General features: G+C 71.1%; 15 protein-coding genes. 5 read left to right on the top strand and 10 right to left on the bottom strand.

Going from position 1 to position 14,795, the window contains the following annotated elements; genetic code table 11:
• Positions 1-38: 38 nt before the first annotated feature.
• The 4 genes from ACQPYS_RS18625 to ACQPYS_RS18610 all read left to right on the top strand — a co-directional run bounded on the left by ACQPYS_RS18625 (position 39) and on the right by ACQPYS_RS18610 (position 3,555).
• Entirely contained in the window at positions 39-803 is a 765-nt protein-coding gene (locus ACQPYS_RS18625; protein ID WP_063038703.1) for an SDR family NAD(P)-dependent oxidoreductase, read from the top strand.
• Positions 800-2,068, top strand: coding sequence for a precorrin-6y C5,15-methyltransferase (decarboxylating) subunit CbiE (cbiE, locus tag ACQPYS_RS18620; protein WP_433490337.1), 1,269 nt, complete (start codon positions 800-802; stop codon positions 2,066-2,068). The genes ACQPYS_RS18625 and cbiE overlap by 4 nt, the downstream gene beginning before the upstream one ends.
• A 93-nt stretch (positions 2,069-2,161) precedes the next feature.
• On the top strand, positions 2,162-2,785 hold the full coding sequence (locus ACQPYS_RS18615) for a hypothetical protein (protein WP_431940240.1): 624 nt from the start codon (positions 2,162-2,164) through the stop codon (positions 2,783-2,785).
• Positions 2,782-3,555, top strand: a complete 774-nt coding sequence (locus ACQPYS_RS18610; protein ID WP_431940354.1) for a cobalt-precorrin-6A reductase — start codon at positions 2,782-2,784, stop codon at positions 3,553-3,555. Before ACQPYS_RS18615 ends, ACQPYS_RS18610 begins: the two co-directional genes overlap by 4 nt.
• 170 nt (positions 3,556-3,725) lie before the next feature.
• On the opposite strand, the gene ACQPYS_RS18605 is transcribed toward ACQPYS_RS18610, so the two are convergent.
• The 10 genes from ACQPYS_RS18605 to ACQPYS_RS18560 all read right to left on the bottom strand — a co-directional run bounded on the left by ACQPYS_RS18605 (position 3,726) and on the right by ACQPYS_RS18560 (position 14,044).
• On the bottom strand, positions 3,726-4,253 hold the full coding sequence (locus ACQPYS_RS18605; RefSeq protein WP_433490336.1) for a PadR family transcriptional regulator: 528 nt from the start codon (positions 4,251-4,253) through the stop codon (positions 3,726-3,728).
• A 56-nt stretch (positions 4,254-4,309) separates the two neighbouring features.
• The gene (locus ACQPYS_RS18600) at positions 4,310-5,884 is read right to left on the bottom strand and encodes a precorrin-2 C(20)-methyltransferase (RefSeq protein WP_433490335.1); all 1,575 of its coding nucleotides are present in this window, start codon (positions 5,882-5,884) and stop codon (positions 4,310-4,312) included.
• Positions 5,881-6,516, bottom strand: a complete 636-nt coding sequence (locus tag ACQPYS_RS18595) for a precorrin-8X methylmutase (RefSeq protein ID WP_433490334.1) — start codon at positions 6,514-6,516, stop codon at positions 5,881-5,883. The genes ACQPYS_RS18600 and ACQPYS_RS18595 overlap by 4 nt, the downstream gene beginning before the upstream one ends.
• A gap of 552 nt (positions 6,517-7,068) precedes the next feature.
• Positions 7,069-8,178 carry a 4Fe-4S binding protein gene (locus tag ACQPYS_RS18590; protein ID WP_433490333.1) on the bottom strand — a complete coding sequence of 370 codons (1,110 nt, stop codon included), beginning with the start codon at positions 8,176-8,178 and terminating at the stop codon, positions 7,069-7,071.
• Positions 8,179-8,245: 67 nt separating this feature from the next.
• Positions 8,246-9,256: an SDR family NAD(P)-dependent oxidoreductase gene (locus ACQPYS_RS18585; RefSeq protein ID WP_433490332.1), complete on the bottom strand. Its 1,011-nt coding sequence runs from the start codon at positions 9,254-9,256 to the stop codon at positions 8,246-8,248.
• A 4-nt stretch (positions 9,257-9,260) separates the two neighbouring features.
• Positions 9,261-10,532, bottom strand: a complete 1,272-nt coding sequence (locus ACQPYS_RS18580; RefSeq protein WP_433493078.1) for a class I SAM-dependent methyltransferase — start codon at positions 10,530-10,532, stop codon at positions 9,261-9,263.
• 2 nt (positions 10,533-10,534) lie between these two features.
• Positions 10,535-11,257: a DUF1365 domain-containing protein gene (locus tag ACQPYS_RS18575; protein WP_433490331.1), complete on the bottom strand. Its 723-nt coding sequence runs from the start codon at positions 11,255-11,257 to the stop codon at positions 10,535-10,537.
• The gene (locus ACQPYS_RS18570; protein WP_433490330.1) at positions 11,254-12,579 is read right to left on the bottom strand and encodes an NAD(P)/FAD-dependent oxidoreductase; all 1,326 of its coding nucleotides are present in this window, start codon (positions 12,577-12,579) and stop codon (positions 11,254-11,256) included. Before ACQPYS_RS18570 ends, ACQPYS_RS18575 begins: the two co-directional genes overlap by 4 nt.
• A gap of 175 nt (positions 12,580-12,754) precedes the next feature.
• Positions 12,755-13,597 carry a MerR family transcriptional regulator gene (locus tag ACQPYS_RS18565; protein WP_433490329.1) on the bottom strand — a complete coding sequence of 281 codons (843 nt, stop codon included), beginning with the start codon at positions 13,595-13,597 and terminating at the stop codon, positions 12,755-12,757.
• A gap of 81 nt (positions 13,598-13,678) precedes the next feature.
• The gene (locus ACQPYS_RS18560) at positions 13,679-14,044 is read right to left on the bottom strand and encodes a hypothetical protein (RefSeq protein WP_433490328.1); all 366 of its coding nucleotides are present in this window, start codon (positions 14,042-14,044) and stop codon (positions 13,679-13,681) included.
• Positions 14,045-14,132: 88 nt separating this feature from the next.
• On the opposite strand from ACQPYS_RS18560, the gene ACQPYS_RS18555 reads away from it, so the two are divergent.
• Positions 14,133-14,747, top strand: coding sequence for a lipocalin family protein (locus tag ACQPYS_RS18555; RefSeq protein ID WP_433490327.1), 615 nt, complete (start codon positions 14,133-14,135; stop codon positions 14,745-14,747).
• Positions 14,748-14,795 lie beyond the last annotated feature (48 nt).

Raw genomic sequence — 14,795 nt, 5'->3', positions numbered from 1 at the left:
TTCCGCGCACCGCCGCGTGCGGATGACAGACTGAGCGCATGGTTGTGCGTCGAACACGAGGGATCGACCCGGGCACGGTGCTGGTGCTGGGTGGACGCAGTGAGATCGGGCTGCAGGTGGCACTGCGGCTCGCGCCCGGGCGGGCGGTGGTGCTGGCCGCGCGGCGCTGCGAGGATCTGGACGCCGAGACCGCGGCGCTCACCGCCGCCGGCGCGACCGCGGTGCATCCGGTGGAATTCGACGCCGACGACACCGCGAGCCATCCCGCCCTGCTCGGCAAGATCGCCGCCGACTACGGACCGATCGGGGTCGCGGTACTGGCCTTCGGGGTGCTGGGCGAACAGTCCCGCGCCGAGGCCGACCCCGCCCACGCGCTGGCGGTGGTGCACACCGACTACACCGCCCAGCTCAGCGTGCTGACCATCCTGGCCAACGAGATGCGGTCCAGGGGCAGCGGTCAGCTGGTGGTGTTCAGTTCGGTGGCCGGGGTCCGGGTGCGGCGCGCGAACTACGTCTACGGATCCGCCAAGGCCGGATTGGACGGGTTCGCCTCCGGGCTCGCCGATGCGCTGCACGGAAGCGGGGTGCAATTGCTGCTGGCGCGGCCGGGCTTCGTGGTGGGCAAGATGACCGAGGGGATGACACCGGCCCCGTTCTCCAGCACGCCGGACCAGGTGGCCGCCGCGGTGGTGACCGCGCTGGGCCGCCGCTCGGCTCGGGTCTGGATTCCGGGGATCCTGCGCCCGGTGTTCTTCGGCATGCGCCTGCTGCCGCAGGCCGTCTGGCGGCGGCTGCCCCGGTGACCGCCGACCCCGCGCTCTCCTGGGCGGGGCCCCCGATTCCGGTGGTGGGTATCGGCGCCGACGGCTGGGCGGGGTTGCCCGACCGTTCCCGGCAGATGCTGCGCGACTGCGCGGTACTGTTCGGTTCGGCGCGGCAGCTGGCGCTGCTCCCCGATGAGGTGACCGCGCGGCGGGAAGCGTGGCCGTCGCCGCTGGTCCCCGCGCTGCCCGGGCTGCTGGCCGAGTATCGCGACACCCGCCTCGGGATTCTCGCCAGTGGCGACCCCATGTTCTACGGAATCGGTGTCACCCTCGCCCGGTTGCTCGGGCCCGGCGCGCTGCGGGTGTTCCCGCAACCGTCGGCGGCCTCGCTGGCGTGTGCCCGGCTGGGCTGGCCGGTGGCCGAGGTGGGGATCGTCAGCGCGGTCGGCCGGCCGGTGGAGCGGTTGCTGCCCGACCTGACCGACGGGCGGCGGTTCCTCGTGCTCAGCGCCGACGCCGGTACCCCGGAGCGGATCGCGGAGTTGCTGCGCCGCCACGGGTTCGGTCCCTCCGCGCTGACCGTGCTGGAGCAGCTGGGCGGGCCCGCCGAGCGATCGGTGTCCGGTACCGCCGCCACCTGGCGGGAGCCCGCGGGTGACCCACTCAATATCGTCGCCGTCACCGCGGCGGGTGAGCCCGGGCGTACCCGCCTCACCCGGCTGCCCGGCCTGCCCGACGACGCGTACGGCGGGGACGGCCAGCTCACCAAGACCGAGATCCGGGCGCTCACCCTGGCGGCGCTCGCCCCCGGACCCGGGGAGACGCTGTGGGATATCGGCGGCGGTTCGGGCAGTATCGCCATCGAATGGTGCCGCACCGATCCCACCTGCCACGCGATCACATTCGAGATCCTGGCGCGGCGCCGGGCGCAGATCGCCGCCAATGCCGTCACGCTCGGCGTCCCCGGAATCGAGGTGCGCGGCGAGGCGGTGGCCGAACTCGCCGGGGACGCGGTGGCCGGCGATCCCGACGCCATCTTCCTCGGCGGCGGACTCACCACGCCCGCGCTGTTCGAGCACTGCTGGTCCCGATTGCCCGTCGGCGGCCGGCTGGTGGCGAACGCGGTGACCGCGGAATCGGAGGCGTTGCTCCTGGACTGGTCCGCGGCGCACGGCGGCGGACTGCGCCGCTTCCAGGTGTACCGCGGGGAACCGCTGGGGCGCTTCACCACGTGGCGGCCCCAGTTGCCGGTGACCCAATGGTCGGTGGTGAAAGGGCGCGCCGGCAGGACTTCCCGTATGTGACAACACGAATGGACGAATCGGGCATCGGGAGTAAGGTCACGGGGGTTCCTAGCGCGGGTCACGACGGATTCGCGCGCGACGGGGAGATCGATAGTGAAATACAAGAAGTTCGCCGCGACCGCGATCATGGCGGCGGCGGCCACGGGTATCGCCGCGGGCACGGGTTACGCGGCGCCCGCTCCGACGGCGCCCGCTGTCGAGCAGCAGCAGAACGCGGTTCCGGAGGTTACCGGCCACGATCGCGGCGTCGACTACACCCTGGCGCTGGCCGAGGCCGGAAAATCACTGGTCACGACGGTGTCGGGCGGTGCGTTCAGCCTGGACGCCGCCAATGACGCCGTGGTACTGAGCAACGCCGCGGGGGAGCGCCTGACCAGTATCCCGCTGACCCAGGCCACCGACGGACAGGTCGTCGCCGTCGCCGCCACCATCGATGAGGGCGACAGCCGGCTGACATTGACCCCGCGGGCCACCCCGGTCGCGGGTGCGCCGTCGCAGGCGCAGTTCATCGGGGCCCAGCAGTGGTTCATGAGCGAACTGCAGGCGGCCTCGCTGGGTGCGGCCGTGGGCGCGGCGATCGGCGCTGCCGTCGGCCTCCTGTTCCTGGGGGTCGGATTCATCCCGGGCGCGATCATCGGCGCGGGTATCGGGCTCGCCGTCGCCGGCGGCCCGCCGCTGCTGGATTCGGCCATCGCCTACTTCAGCGGCCAGCCCTGAGAATTCTGCTACTGGGCGGCACCGGGGAAGCCCGGGAACTCGCCCGACTGCTCACCGGCGAGCGGGAACACGAGATCGTGTCCTCGCTCGCCGGTCGGGTCTCCGCGCCGATCCGGCCCGTCGGCGAGGTGCGGGTCGGCGGCTTCGGTGGCGCCGACGGGCTGCGCGATTGGCTGGCGGACAATCGGATGGAACTCGTCATCGACGCCACCCACCCCTTCGCCGGGGTGATCACCGCCAATGCCGCGCAGGCCACCGCGCGACTCGGGCTGCCCATGATCCGGTTGAGCCGTCCGGGCTGGACCGCCGGCCCCGGCGACCGCTGGTACAGGGTCCCCGACCTGGCCGCCGCCGCGGACACCGCCGCCGGACTGGGGGACCGGGTCCTACTCACTATCGGCCGTCAGGGGGTGGCGGCCTTCGCCGGCCATACCCGGCCCTGGTATCTGATCCGAGCCATCGACCCGCCCACGGACCAACTTCCCCCGCGGCACGAAATACTCTTGGCCCGCGGGCCTTTCACAGTGTCCGACGAATCGGAGTTGCTGACCCGGCACCGGATCGATGTCGTGGTCACCAAGGACAGCGGAGGTACGGCGACCGCCGCGAAGCTCACCGCCGCGCGTATCGCCGGTATTCCGGTGGTGGTCGTGGACCGGCCGCCCCTGCCGTCCGGGGTCACGGTGGTGACCACCGTCGACGAGGCGCGGGAAGTGCTGTCCGCGTGGGTCGCCGCGGGCCGCGGTGGGCGGCCGGGCGGAACGCGCTGATCGATTTCGGATTCCACTTCCGGGCGCTACCCGGCCGGACTGCTCCGCGTGCTCGGCGGTATCCGCACATAGGTGCTGTTCGGCGGGCACCGCAGTCGCCCGGAACGGCCCGGGACCGGCTGCCGATCACGGGTTGCCGCGAAGAGCCGCGCGAGATCGATAGTGCGCCTTCAGGAGCCGAGCAGGTCGGGGAGGCGGTCGAACCAGTGCAGGACCGCGCGCTCGTATCCGATACCGAATTCCAGTGTCGCCCGGGAATGCGGGGACAGGTCCGGGCCCGCTTCCTCGGCGCGGTAACGGTCCAGCCTTTCCTGGTGGATCTTACGAGCGTTGTTGATGATCGAGGCCAGATGCGCAGGCTCGATATGACCCCCGAAATGCAGGGTGAGCAGCAGCGGGAACCGGATGGTTTCCGGGCTGGGATCGCGCGCGATCCACTCGGCGAATTCGGCGCGGCCGGCCTCGGTGATGTGGTACGGAGTGCGTTCGCGGGCACCGGTTTCGCCCTTGACCACCAGGCCCGCCGAGTCCATGCTGGCGAGTTCCCGATAGACCTGGCTCTGGGTGATGGTCCAGAAATCGCCGATCCGGTCCTGGGCCAGCGTCACCAGATCCCAGCCCGACATAGGACCCTCGTGCAGAAAACCCAGAAGTGAGGCGGCCGTGGAGTTCAGCGGCCGCTTCTGTTTGCCGTTCACCGCATTGTCCTTCCACCGAGACTATTCCATAGTGGAATGCTATCGGATGGGTGCGCTCAGGCGTTGTAGCGTCGCGCGGTGTAGACCCGCGGTGCCCCGGTGCCGTCGACCACCGCGGTGGTGGAGGCGCCGATGATCAGCAGCGTCCGCATATCGACCTCGGCGGGTTCCAGTTCACCCAGCGGCACCACCCGCACCGATTCGCCCGGGCCACCCACATCGCGGCCGAGAACCACCGGGGTGTCCGGCGCGCGGTGCGCGAGCAGGATGTCCTTCATTGCCCCCACCTGCCAGGTGCGTTTGCTCGAGGCGGGGTTGTAGACGGCGATGGCCATATCGGCCGCGGCCACCGCCGCCAGGCGCCGGGCCACCACGTCCCACGGTTTGAGGCGGTCGGACAGGGAGATCGTGGCGTAGTCGTGCCCGAGCGGGGCACCGACGCGGCTCGCCACCGCGTTCGCTGCCGTCATCCCGGGCAGGACCCGCACCGGCACCCCCGCCCACTGCGGGTCCGCGGATTCTTCCAGGACGGCCGCCGCCATCGCGAAAACGCCCGGGTCGCCCGAGGACACCACGGCGACCCGGCCGCCGCGGCGGGCCAGGTCCAGAGCCATGGCGGCGCGTTCGGATTCGACCCGGTTGTCGCTGCTGTGCCGCCGCTGACCGGGGCGGGCCGGGACGCGGTCGATATAGGTGGTGTAGCCGACGAGGTCGGTGGCGGCGGCGAGCGCGGCGGAGACCTCCGGGGTGGTCCAGCGCGTATCGCCCGGGCCCAGGCCGACGACCACCACCTCCCCGGAGCCCGTGGCACCGCGCGGCGCGGCGCTCTCGGCCGCCGGAGTGCTCGCCGCACGGGTCACCGGTTCGGCGGCCGCCGGGCTCCGGCGGGCGGGGACCGGGGTGGTCGGTTCGGGGCCCGGGACGAGGGTGATCGCGAAATACGGGACCTGGGCGTCGTCCACCTCGCCGGCGGGGAGCACCCGCTCGCGTCCGGTGCTGGCCCGTTCGACGTAGTAGGCGCGGTCGAGGCGGCCGGAGTCGGCGAGCGCTTTGCGGACAGCCGGGTAGGTGCGGCCGAGTTTCATGATCGCGGCGGCCTCGCTGTCGGCGAGGCGGCGGGTGAGTTCGTCGGCGGGCAGGGTCGCGGGCAATACCGTCAGTACCTGTTCCCCCTCCACCAGCGGAGTGGCCAGGGCCGCCGACGCGGCGCTCACCGAGGTGATCCCGGGGACGATCTCCGCCTCGAACCGGTCGGCCAGCCGCCGGTGCATATGCATATAGGAGCTGTAGAAAAGCGGGTCCCCGGCGGCCAGCAGCGCCACCGACCGTCCCGCCGCCAGATGCGCGGCCAGCCGTTCGGCCGCCGCGGCGTAGAACTCGTCGATCGCGCCCTGGTAACCGCCGGGATGGTCGGTGGTCTCGGTGGTCACCGGGTAGATCAGGTGTTCCTCGAGCTGGCCCGGCCGCATGTACGGTTCGGCGATACCGCGCGAGATACTGCGGCCGTGCCGGGCACTGTGGAACGCGATCACATCGGCCGTGGCGATCACCCGGGCCGCCTTCACCGTTACCAGTTCCGGATCGCCCGGGCCCAGCCCGACCCCCCAGAGCTTTCCCGTAGCCACCGTCATTCCACTTCGCTCGCAATCGCATTCAGGGCGGACGCGGTGATGGCGCTGCCGCCGCGCCGCCCGCGCACCGTCAAAAACTCCACGCCCGTACTCGCCGCGAGCGCGTCCTTCGATTCGGCCGCGCCGACGAAGCCCACCGGGATACCGAGCACGGCGGCCGGTTTCGGGGCGCCTGCGGCGATCATGTCCAGCAGGTGGAACAGCGCGGTCGGCGCATTGCCGATGGCCACCACCGCGCCGTCGAGCCGCTCCCGCCACAACTCCAGTGCCGCCGCCGACCGGGTGGTCCCGAGTTCGGCCGCCAGCCCCGGCACCCGGGGGTCCCGCAGCAGGCACAGCACCTCGTTGTCCGCGGGCAGCCGGGTCCGGGTGACTCCCGCGGCGACCATGTTCGCATCGCACAGAATCGGCGCGCCGGCGCGCAGCGCGGCCCGCGCCGCGGCCACCACCCCCGGGGTGAACAGCACGTCGCCGGCCAGGTCGACCTGGCCGCAGCCGTGGATCATCCGCACCACGACCTGCGCGATATCGGCCGGGAAGCGGTCCAGTTCGGCCTCGGCTCGGATGATCGCGAACGACCGGCGGTAGATCTCGGCCGCGTCGGTGACGTAGCTGGTGCGCGTGTCGGGCATGCGGACACCCTATGCCGGGCCGGGCGCACCGGGCCGGTGTGGGTGGGCCTCGGTCACCGGGGTGCCCGGGTGACCGCCGGCCGCCGCCCACCAGCGGCCGACGATCTCCTGCCCGGTGTGGTGCGGCCAGGAGATATCGGGGACGACCAGGCCCGGCCGGGGTCGTCGAAGGAGACTGTGAACAGACCGGTGCCGGGATAGTCGCTCCAGCGCTGCCGCCCTCGCCCCGAGGGACGTGTCCACGTTTGTTCCCGGGTGCTGTCGTTGTCGATATCGGTGGCGAAGGTGGAGTCGCGTCGCGGATCGCGCGCCTGAAGGACCGGACGTAGTAGATGAGGTCATTGTCCTGGGCGTATTCCACGGCCGGTGCGCCGCCGTTGTTCAGGACGTCGAGATCGGCGCAGGGCGCCCTGGTAGCCGGTATCGGCCGGGGTGGCCGGCAGCAGGCCGGGTATCCGGCGAATATCGCCCCCGCGGCCGACGTCACGCCTCGACCTCCTGCGGACAACGCTACCGGAGCGGCACCCGTCTCACCGGGGGAGCGGGCCGGGCTTACGCGGTCCCACCGGCGCCGCCCCGCGGGCGCGGGCCGATCTGGTCGAGCAGATCGTTGACCTCGTCCGGGAAACCATTGGTGACCTGCTGCGGTGTCTTGTTCGGGAAGCGGCGCGCGACATGCTCTTCGGCCGCCGAACCGGGGAGCACGTACACGGGTTCGGTCTTGCTCTGCAGCGGCCGGACCACCTCGTCGAGATGGGCTCGGCGATCGTCGAGGTAGGCACCGATCACATCCTCGCCGGCCGGGCACACGGCCATGCAGTAGCCGGCCTTGTAGTTCGGTTTGAACGACAGGCTCTGCCACATCGAGAACGATTCCCCGGTGGTGACCCGCTGCCGGTACTCGTCCCGATCGGCACTGTCGGCGACCGTTTCCGCCCAATCGGTGAAGCCGCCCATGAATTCCCGGTAGTTGTGCGTGTAGCACGCCTGGAAATCGAAACCCCCGCCCGGGGTGATCGCGCCCACCGGGCAGGCGGAGACACACAGTTTGCATTCGGGGCAGGGATTGAAATCCAGCGGCGCGCTCGGGGTATCGATCACCGCGTCGGTGACCACGGTGCCGAGCAGGATGAAATTGCCGAACCGGGGGTGGATCACATTGCGGTGAATGCCCATGACCCCCAGCCCGGCGGCCTCGGCGACCACCTTGTGCGCGATCACCCAGATACGCCCGGGAAACTGCTGCACTTCCATCGGATATCCCGGCGCGGGATAGACCGCGCGATAACCGGCGTCCTGGAGTGCCCGGGTGATCCGGCGGGATACCGCGTTGGTCTCGTCGTCCGCGTGATTGAACTCGGTATTGGCGAGACTGCGCTGCGTGCTGCGCAGATTATCCCGGTTCATCCGCACACAGAACGAGACGAAAGTGCGTGCGGCGGGCAGGATCGCCCGGGCGTGCTCGAGTTCGTCGGCGACCCGGGGGTCGGTGACGGCGACGAACCCCATATCGTCGGCGCCGGCCGTGCGGCAGATCTCGCGGAGCCGGTCGGCGGCGAGGACCGGGTCGGGTTTCTCGCGCTCCCGACCGGCCATCCGCCGGACGGTCGGATGCTGTGCCAGCCGCCGCGGGGCGGCCGGTTCGTGCTCGGTATCCGGCATCGGGACTCCTTACTCGCGACGAGATCCACGCGGGCTCACTGTGAACGACGGCGTGGGCGAGCGGAATTCATCGGTCGCCGTGCCACCGGCCCGGCCGGCGGGCGGGTGGGCGGCAGGGCGGATGCAAGGGCACTTCCGCCGCGTCGAGGCAGTACTCCCACAGCGACAGGAGGTGGCCCTCGGTATAGCGGGTGTGGCGCAGGTAGTGTTCGTCACGGATACGCCGGTCGTGCCAGAAATGGCCCGACAGCGGCGCCGGGGTAGTGGTGGCCAGCCAGACCGCGGTATCGGCGCCCTCGGCGGCGGTGCGCATCGCCGAGCGCAGCGCGGAACTGAAACGGGGGAGCGCGGCGGTGATCCCCGGTGTGGCCACCCAGCCCGGATGCATACTGTGCACGCTCACCCCGTGATCGGCGAGACGCCCGTCCAGCAGCGGCCCGAACGCCACCTGCATCCGTTTGGTGCGGGCATAGGCGGTGGCGCCCCGGTATGCGCCGTGGCGATACTGCGGATCCCGGAACGGCAGCGGCTGGGTGTACATCCCACCGGAGGCCACGAAGATGACACGGGCGTCGCCGGAGCCGGCGAGCAGCGGGGCGAGGCGGTCGGTGAGGCGTAACGGGCCGAGGACATGGGTGGCCAGGGTCAGTTCGTGCCCGGCGGAGTTCTCGGTGCGGTCGCCGGGCAGGACGCCCGCATTGTGGACGAGCACATCCAGCGCCTCGTGGCGTGCGTGCAGGGCCCGAGCGCAGGCATCGATACTGCCGGGTTCGGCGATATCGCATATCTCCAGTTCCACCTGCGCCCCGGGGACGGCGTCGCGGATCTCCCGGCGGGCCCGCTCGCCGCGGCCCGCGTCCCGGACCGCGAGCACGGTGCGTGCGCCCAGGCCCGCGAAGCGGGTGGCGATCGATTTCCCGATTCCCGAATTCGCGCCGGTGACCAGGACGGTTCGCCCGCGCAGAGCGTCGGTGGCCGGATCGTCCCGGGTCCAGGAGACCTTGCGCAGGTGGTAGCCGAGGCGGGTGTAGCCGGGCACTATCGTCCGGTCGAGCAGAGCGTCGACTGTACGGATCATCGGATCACACCTCGCCTCGTCTCATCAGCACGAACTGCTCGACATCCAGATAGCCGCTGCGAAAGCCCGCCCCGGCATACGCCAGATAGAACCGCCACATGCGCTGGAACACGGAGTCGAAGCCGAGCGCGCTCATCTCTTCGATATACCCATCGAATCGCTCTTGCCACAGCCGCAGTGTGTGCGCATAATGCTCGCCCATCGAGAATCGCTGGGTGACCCGCAGACCGGTGCCCGCGGCGACGGTCTCGGCGATCAACCGGTCGGAGGGTATGAATCCACCGGGGAAGATGTACTTCTGAATCCAGGTGTAGGTGTCGCGGGTGGCGTGCATGCGGTGGTCGGCCATGGTGATCGACTGCAGCGCCGCGCGGCCACCGGGGGCGAGCAATCCCTCGATGCAGCGAAAGTAGATATCGAGATATTCGCATCCGACAGCTTCGATCATCTCGACGGAGACCACGGCGTCGTATTCGCCGTCCACCAGGCGGTAGTCGAGCAGGTCGACCCGGACGCGGTCGGCCACGCCCGCCGCCTCGATCCGGGCCAGGGCGAGCCGGCGCTGTTCGGCCGAGAGCGTCACCGACCGTACGCGGGCGCCCCGCGCGGCGGCCCGGACGGCCAGCGCCCCCCATCCGGTGCCGATCTCGAGCAACCGTGTCCCGGGACCGACTCGCGCCGCGTCGAGAATGCGGTCGATCTTGCGGTGCTGGGCGCCGGCCAGGTCGGCCCACTGCGGGGCGGGGGTGGTCGCCGGGAAGAGCGCGCTCGAATAGGTCATGGTCTCGTCCAGGAAGAGTGCGAAGAACTCGTTGGACAGGTCGTAGTGGTGGGCGATGTGGGCGCGACTGTTGGCTCGGGTGTTGCGTTCGGAGCCGGGATGTTTCGCGACATAGAGCCCGCGCAGTGTCTGCAGGACCGGCGGGACCAGGTGCTCGATATTCGCGGCGAGCACGGTGAGGGCCGCCGCCGGATCGGGTGCCGACCAGTCACCGGCCATATATGACTCGCCGAAACCGATCAGTCCGCCGATACCGAGGCGGGCGGCGAAGTCGTCGGGCCGGTGCAGGACGAGGGTAGGGGCGGTGCGGTCGTCCGGGTGCTGCCCGAGCACGGTCCCGTCCGGGTATTCGACCCGCAGGGGCAACCGGCGGACCGCCCGGCGGAAGAGCCCGCCGGCGACGGCCGCGGCGACGGTGGCGCGCAAGCCCGCGGGCGCCCGGTCGATATCGGGCCGGCGCAGGGTGGGGGGCGGGATCGGGGTCGACAGATCGATGGTCACCGGGACGGCTCCTGAAGCGGCGAGACGGGGCGGGGAACAAGGGGAAGACGGCGTAACCAGAGCCGGATGCCCTGCACGCGGATCCGGGCGGCCACGGCGAGCGGGGCCAGCGGCATGGTCAATGCGGCGGCGAGGACGGCGCCGGTGGTCGCGGGGCGGCAGTCCCCGGTCATCGACGCGGTGAGCACCGGCCGGTCGCGGTGCAGGGTGATGGACAGGCGCAGCCGGTCCTCGGGTTCCGGCAGCGACATCCGGTACCCACCGGACACCTCGTCGAACGGCGAGACATAGAACTGCTTGGCGGTTTCGGCGCCTCCACTGCCGTTGGTCCGCAGCAGGTAGCGGTGCCGCTCGCGGTAGGTGTTGTGCACCTCGGCCACTACGCACACCGGGGTTCCGGCGCGGTCGCGGCACCAGTACAGCGTGAGCGGATTGAATACGAAACCGAGTACGCGCGCGTTGGTGAGCATGAGGATCCGGCCGCCCGGTAGCGCGATGTCGTGCGTGGCCAGGTAATCGTCGATATTGGCGCGCAGGCTGCGCTCCGGATCGCCGAGGTGGTCGCGGGAACTCAGGCGGGCCAGCGGACGCAGCGGGCGGGGCAGCCGCGGCAGATCGTCGAGGTCGACCAGCCAGCTGTAGCTGCGATAGCGGAACCGGTGATGAATCGGTGTCCGGCGTACATGGTCGATAGTCGTGTAGACGATCCGCGCGCTCATGACGCCGGGACCGGACGGAGGGCGCGGACGGGCCAGCGGGCGCCGAGGCGCTCGGCAGCGCGCAGGCCCGACAGCGCCCCGTCCTCGTGGAAGCCCCAGCCGTGGTATGCGCCGGCGAACGCGATCCGGTCGTCGCCGATTTCGCCGAGTCGCCGCTGGGCGGCCACGGAGTCGGGGGTGTATTGCGGATGCTCGTAGACCATCCGGTCCAGTACGGCGGCGGGGTCGATGCGGTCGGCGTCGCCGAGGGTGACCACGAATCGGGGTTCGCCGGACTCGCCGAGCCGGTGCAGGCGGGTGAGGTCGTAGCTCACCAGGACCCGGTCGGGGGTGGCGTCACAGGCGGGAAGCCGGTAGTTCCACGAGGCGCGCGCCCGGTGGGCGCCGGGAAGCACGGTGGTGTCGGTGTGCAGCACGGTGTGATTCACCGAGTAGGGCATGGCGGACAGGACCGCGCGTTCGGTGGCGGTGGGCTCGGCCAGTATCCGCAGTGCCTGGCCGGGGTGGGTCGCGATGACCGCCGCATCGAATACCGCGACCTCGTCACCGTCGTCGCGGATCGCCACGCCGTCGGCCAGTCGGTCCACGCTGCGTACCGGGGTGGCGGTGCGGACCGAATCGAGGCGTTCGGCGACCGCCCGCACATAGGTGGCCGATCCACCGCGGACCGTGCGCCAGGTGGGGGAGCCGAAAACCGTGAGCATGCCGTGGTGTTCGAGGAAGGTGAACAGATAGCGGGCGGGGTAGCGCAACGCGGTCGCCGGATCGCACGACCAGACCGCCGACACCAGCGGAGTCAGAAAGTGGCTGATGAAGTAGCCGGAGAAGCGGCCACGGCGCCCGAATTCGCCGAGGGTGAGCTCATGTTCCGGCGCGGCGGCGAGTTCGGCGCGGGCCAGCCGGTGGAAGCGCGGCACTTCGGCGAGCAACCGTAGGTAGCGGCCCCGCGTGACCGTCCCGGGAGTGGGGAACAGGCCACCGGGACCGCGGGCTCCCGCGTATTCGAGTCCGCAGCCGTCGCAGCGGACCGACATGCTCATATCGGTCTCCTGGGTTCGGATTCCCAGCTCGGCGAACAGTCGAAGCAGGGTCGGGTAGGTCCGGTCGTTGTGCACGATGAATCCGGTGTCCACCCCGATCTCGCGGCCCGCGGCCGTGCGGACCGTATGGGTATCGGCGTGGCCGCCGAGCCGCGGGTCGGCTTCGTAGAGAGTCACCTGTGCCGAGCCGGACAGCACCCAGGCGGCCGTGAGACCCGCCACCCCGCTGCCCACGACCGCGACCCGGCGCCCGGACCGGTCCGGTTTGCCCTGATCGACCATCACACTCCTCTGCTCGGCGACCACCGGCCGCTTGTCTGCATCGAGTATGCATCGTTTTATGGTCTATGGCGACCCCGGTGCCGGTAGACGGGCCGTTGGGCACGTGGCCGCGTGGTGGTTCGCGGTGTCCGGGATGCCGGATGGGTGCGCCGGGTGGGTGAGAGGAGAAGCGGACTCAGCCGAGTCGCCGGACCGCTTCCGGGAGGCTCGCCAGGCGTTCGACCGCCGCCGGGAGGATGACCGCGTCCCAGCCCGGGCCGCCCACGAAGACCTGTGCGCCGGCGTCGGTGCCGGCCCGCACGCTGGAGGTCAGCGCCGTCGACTCGTGCTGCGACCACAGCACCAGCTCGGCCGGCCGGTCCAGCCGCGCCAGGGTGTCGGCGAGGGCTGTGGTGGGTACATCCGCGCCGAGCATCTGCGCGCCGATCTCGCGCTCGGCCAGTGCGGCCCGCAGCACCTCGAGGGGGAGCGCGTGGGATTCGCCGCCGGTGCAGGCGAGCACGATCGGCCGCGGGCGCAGCCGGTCCGGCGGGTTGTTGCGGTGCAGCGCCGAGGTGATGCACCAGGAGAGCAGATGCTCGACGTCGATACAGCCCTCGCCGCCCAGTTGGCGGGCGACGATCTCGGCGAAGGCGGGGCGGCACAGCCGTTCCCAGGTGTCGACCACGCCGTAGATTCGTAGTGCACCGGCCAATTGCGCTGTCACCGAACGGTAGTCGAGGGCGAAGGCTGCGGTCAGCAGCGAGGGTAGGTCACCCGGCGCGACGGCCGGTGCCCGCACCGCGGACGCGGCACCGGCCGGGGTGGCGCCGCCGCGGATGAGTCCGAGCATCCGATCGAGCTGGGCGATATCGGCTTCGGTGTACAGCCGGTGGGTACCCGGCCGGTGGCCGGTGGGGCCGATCTCGTAGCGACGGTTCCAGCTGCGCAGGGTGGCGGTCGGTATACCGAGCCGCTCGGCGACCGCGCGGACGGTGTAGCCGGCCGCGTCGGAAGCGGAGCTGGAACCGTCGGGCATCGTCTTATTCTGCCTGTCCCGATTCGCCGGCCGGGGTGGACCCGGGACTTCGGCGTGGGCGCCCCGGCACTACGTCCGTATTCACCGGGTCCGCGACGCGGTCAGGCCCGCCGTGCCGCACAGTAGGCCCCAGCCGGCGGCCACCGCGACGGCCTTGGTGCGCTGCGGCCGGTCGCGCAGCGCGGCGGCGAGGACCACGGCGTCGGACAGGTCGGCGAGCACCCGGCAGCCCGTGGCCACCCGCAGGGCGGCCGGGGTCGGGGCGAGGGCCATCCCGAGGCCCGAGACGATATCCCGGCAGGCGGTCATCCGCGCCAGCGCGCGGGCGGCGGGATCGTCCTCGGCCCAGCCGCACGGGCGCAGCAGCACCGCCGGGCGGATCGCCACGGCCAGTCCGTAACACGCCGTGGCCGCTCCCGCGAATCCGGCGAGTCCCATAGCTACCATCGATCCTCCTGTACCGACTGGGGATGCATCGATTATGCATCTATATGGGTTAGAGTGGTCGCACACCGCCGATACGCGAGGAGTTTCCGTGACAGCACATCGCGCAGTTCGCCGCACCGCCGGCCTCGTGGCCGCCCTGCTGACCTTCGGTGCCCTCGCCGCCGGTGGCTCGGTCGCCCAGCCGCCGCTGCCGGCCGGGCCCGCCCCCGTCCCCGCGCTGGACCTGAACCGGTACCTCGGCGACTGGAACCAGCTCGCCGCGGTACCTCAGCTGTTCAACCTGGACTGCGCGCGCGATACCCGCGCGCGGTACACGCTCGACCCGCAGGGCAATGTCGCCGTGCACAATTCCTGCACCACCTGGGCGGGCGGCCGGAACGAGATCCGCGGCACCGCGAAGGTGAACGACCCGGTGACGGGTGCGCAGTTGCACGTCAGCTTCCCCGGAGTGCCGGGTCAGGACTCGCTCGACGGCCCGACGAACTACATCGTCACCGCGCTGGCGCCCGATTACTCCTGGGCTCTGGTGACCGACCCGAGCCGGCTGTCGGGTTTCGTACTGGCCCGCTCGGCCGCGCTCGACGCGCCGACCTGGGACGAGGTGAAGTCCGCCATCACCGCGGCGGGCCAGACAACGTGTATGTACCTGAGCTCGCCCACCACTGGTGGCCGCTCCGATATCACGCCGCTGTGCCTGCGCTGACCGCCGCGCCGCGCATTCGGCGATAACCCGCCGCGCGGCCGGGAGTAC

It is taken from the genome of Nocardia grenadensis (assembly GCF_050942415.1).
Taxonomy (GTDB): Bacteria; Actinomycetota; Actinomycetes; order Mycobacteriales; family Mycobacteriaceae; genus Nocardia; species Nocardia grenadensis.
The sequence above is the reverse complement of the archived record's forward strand: the minus strand, read 5'-3'. Positions and strand labels throughout refer to the sequence as shown.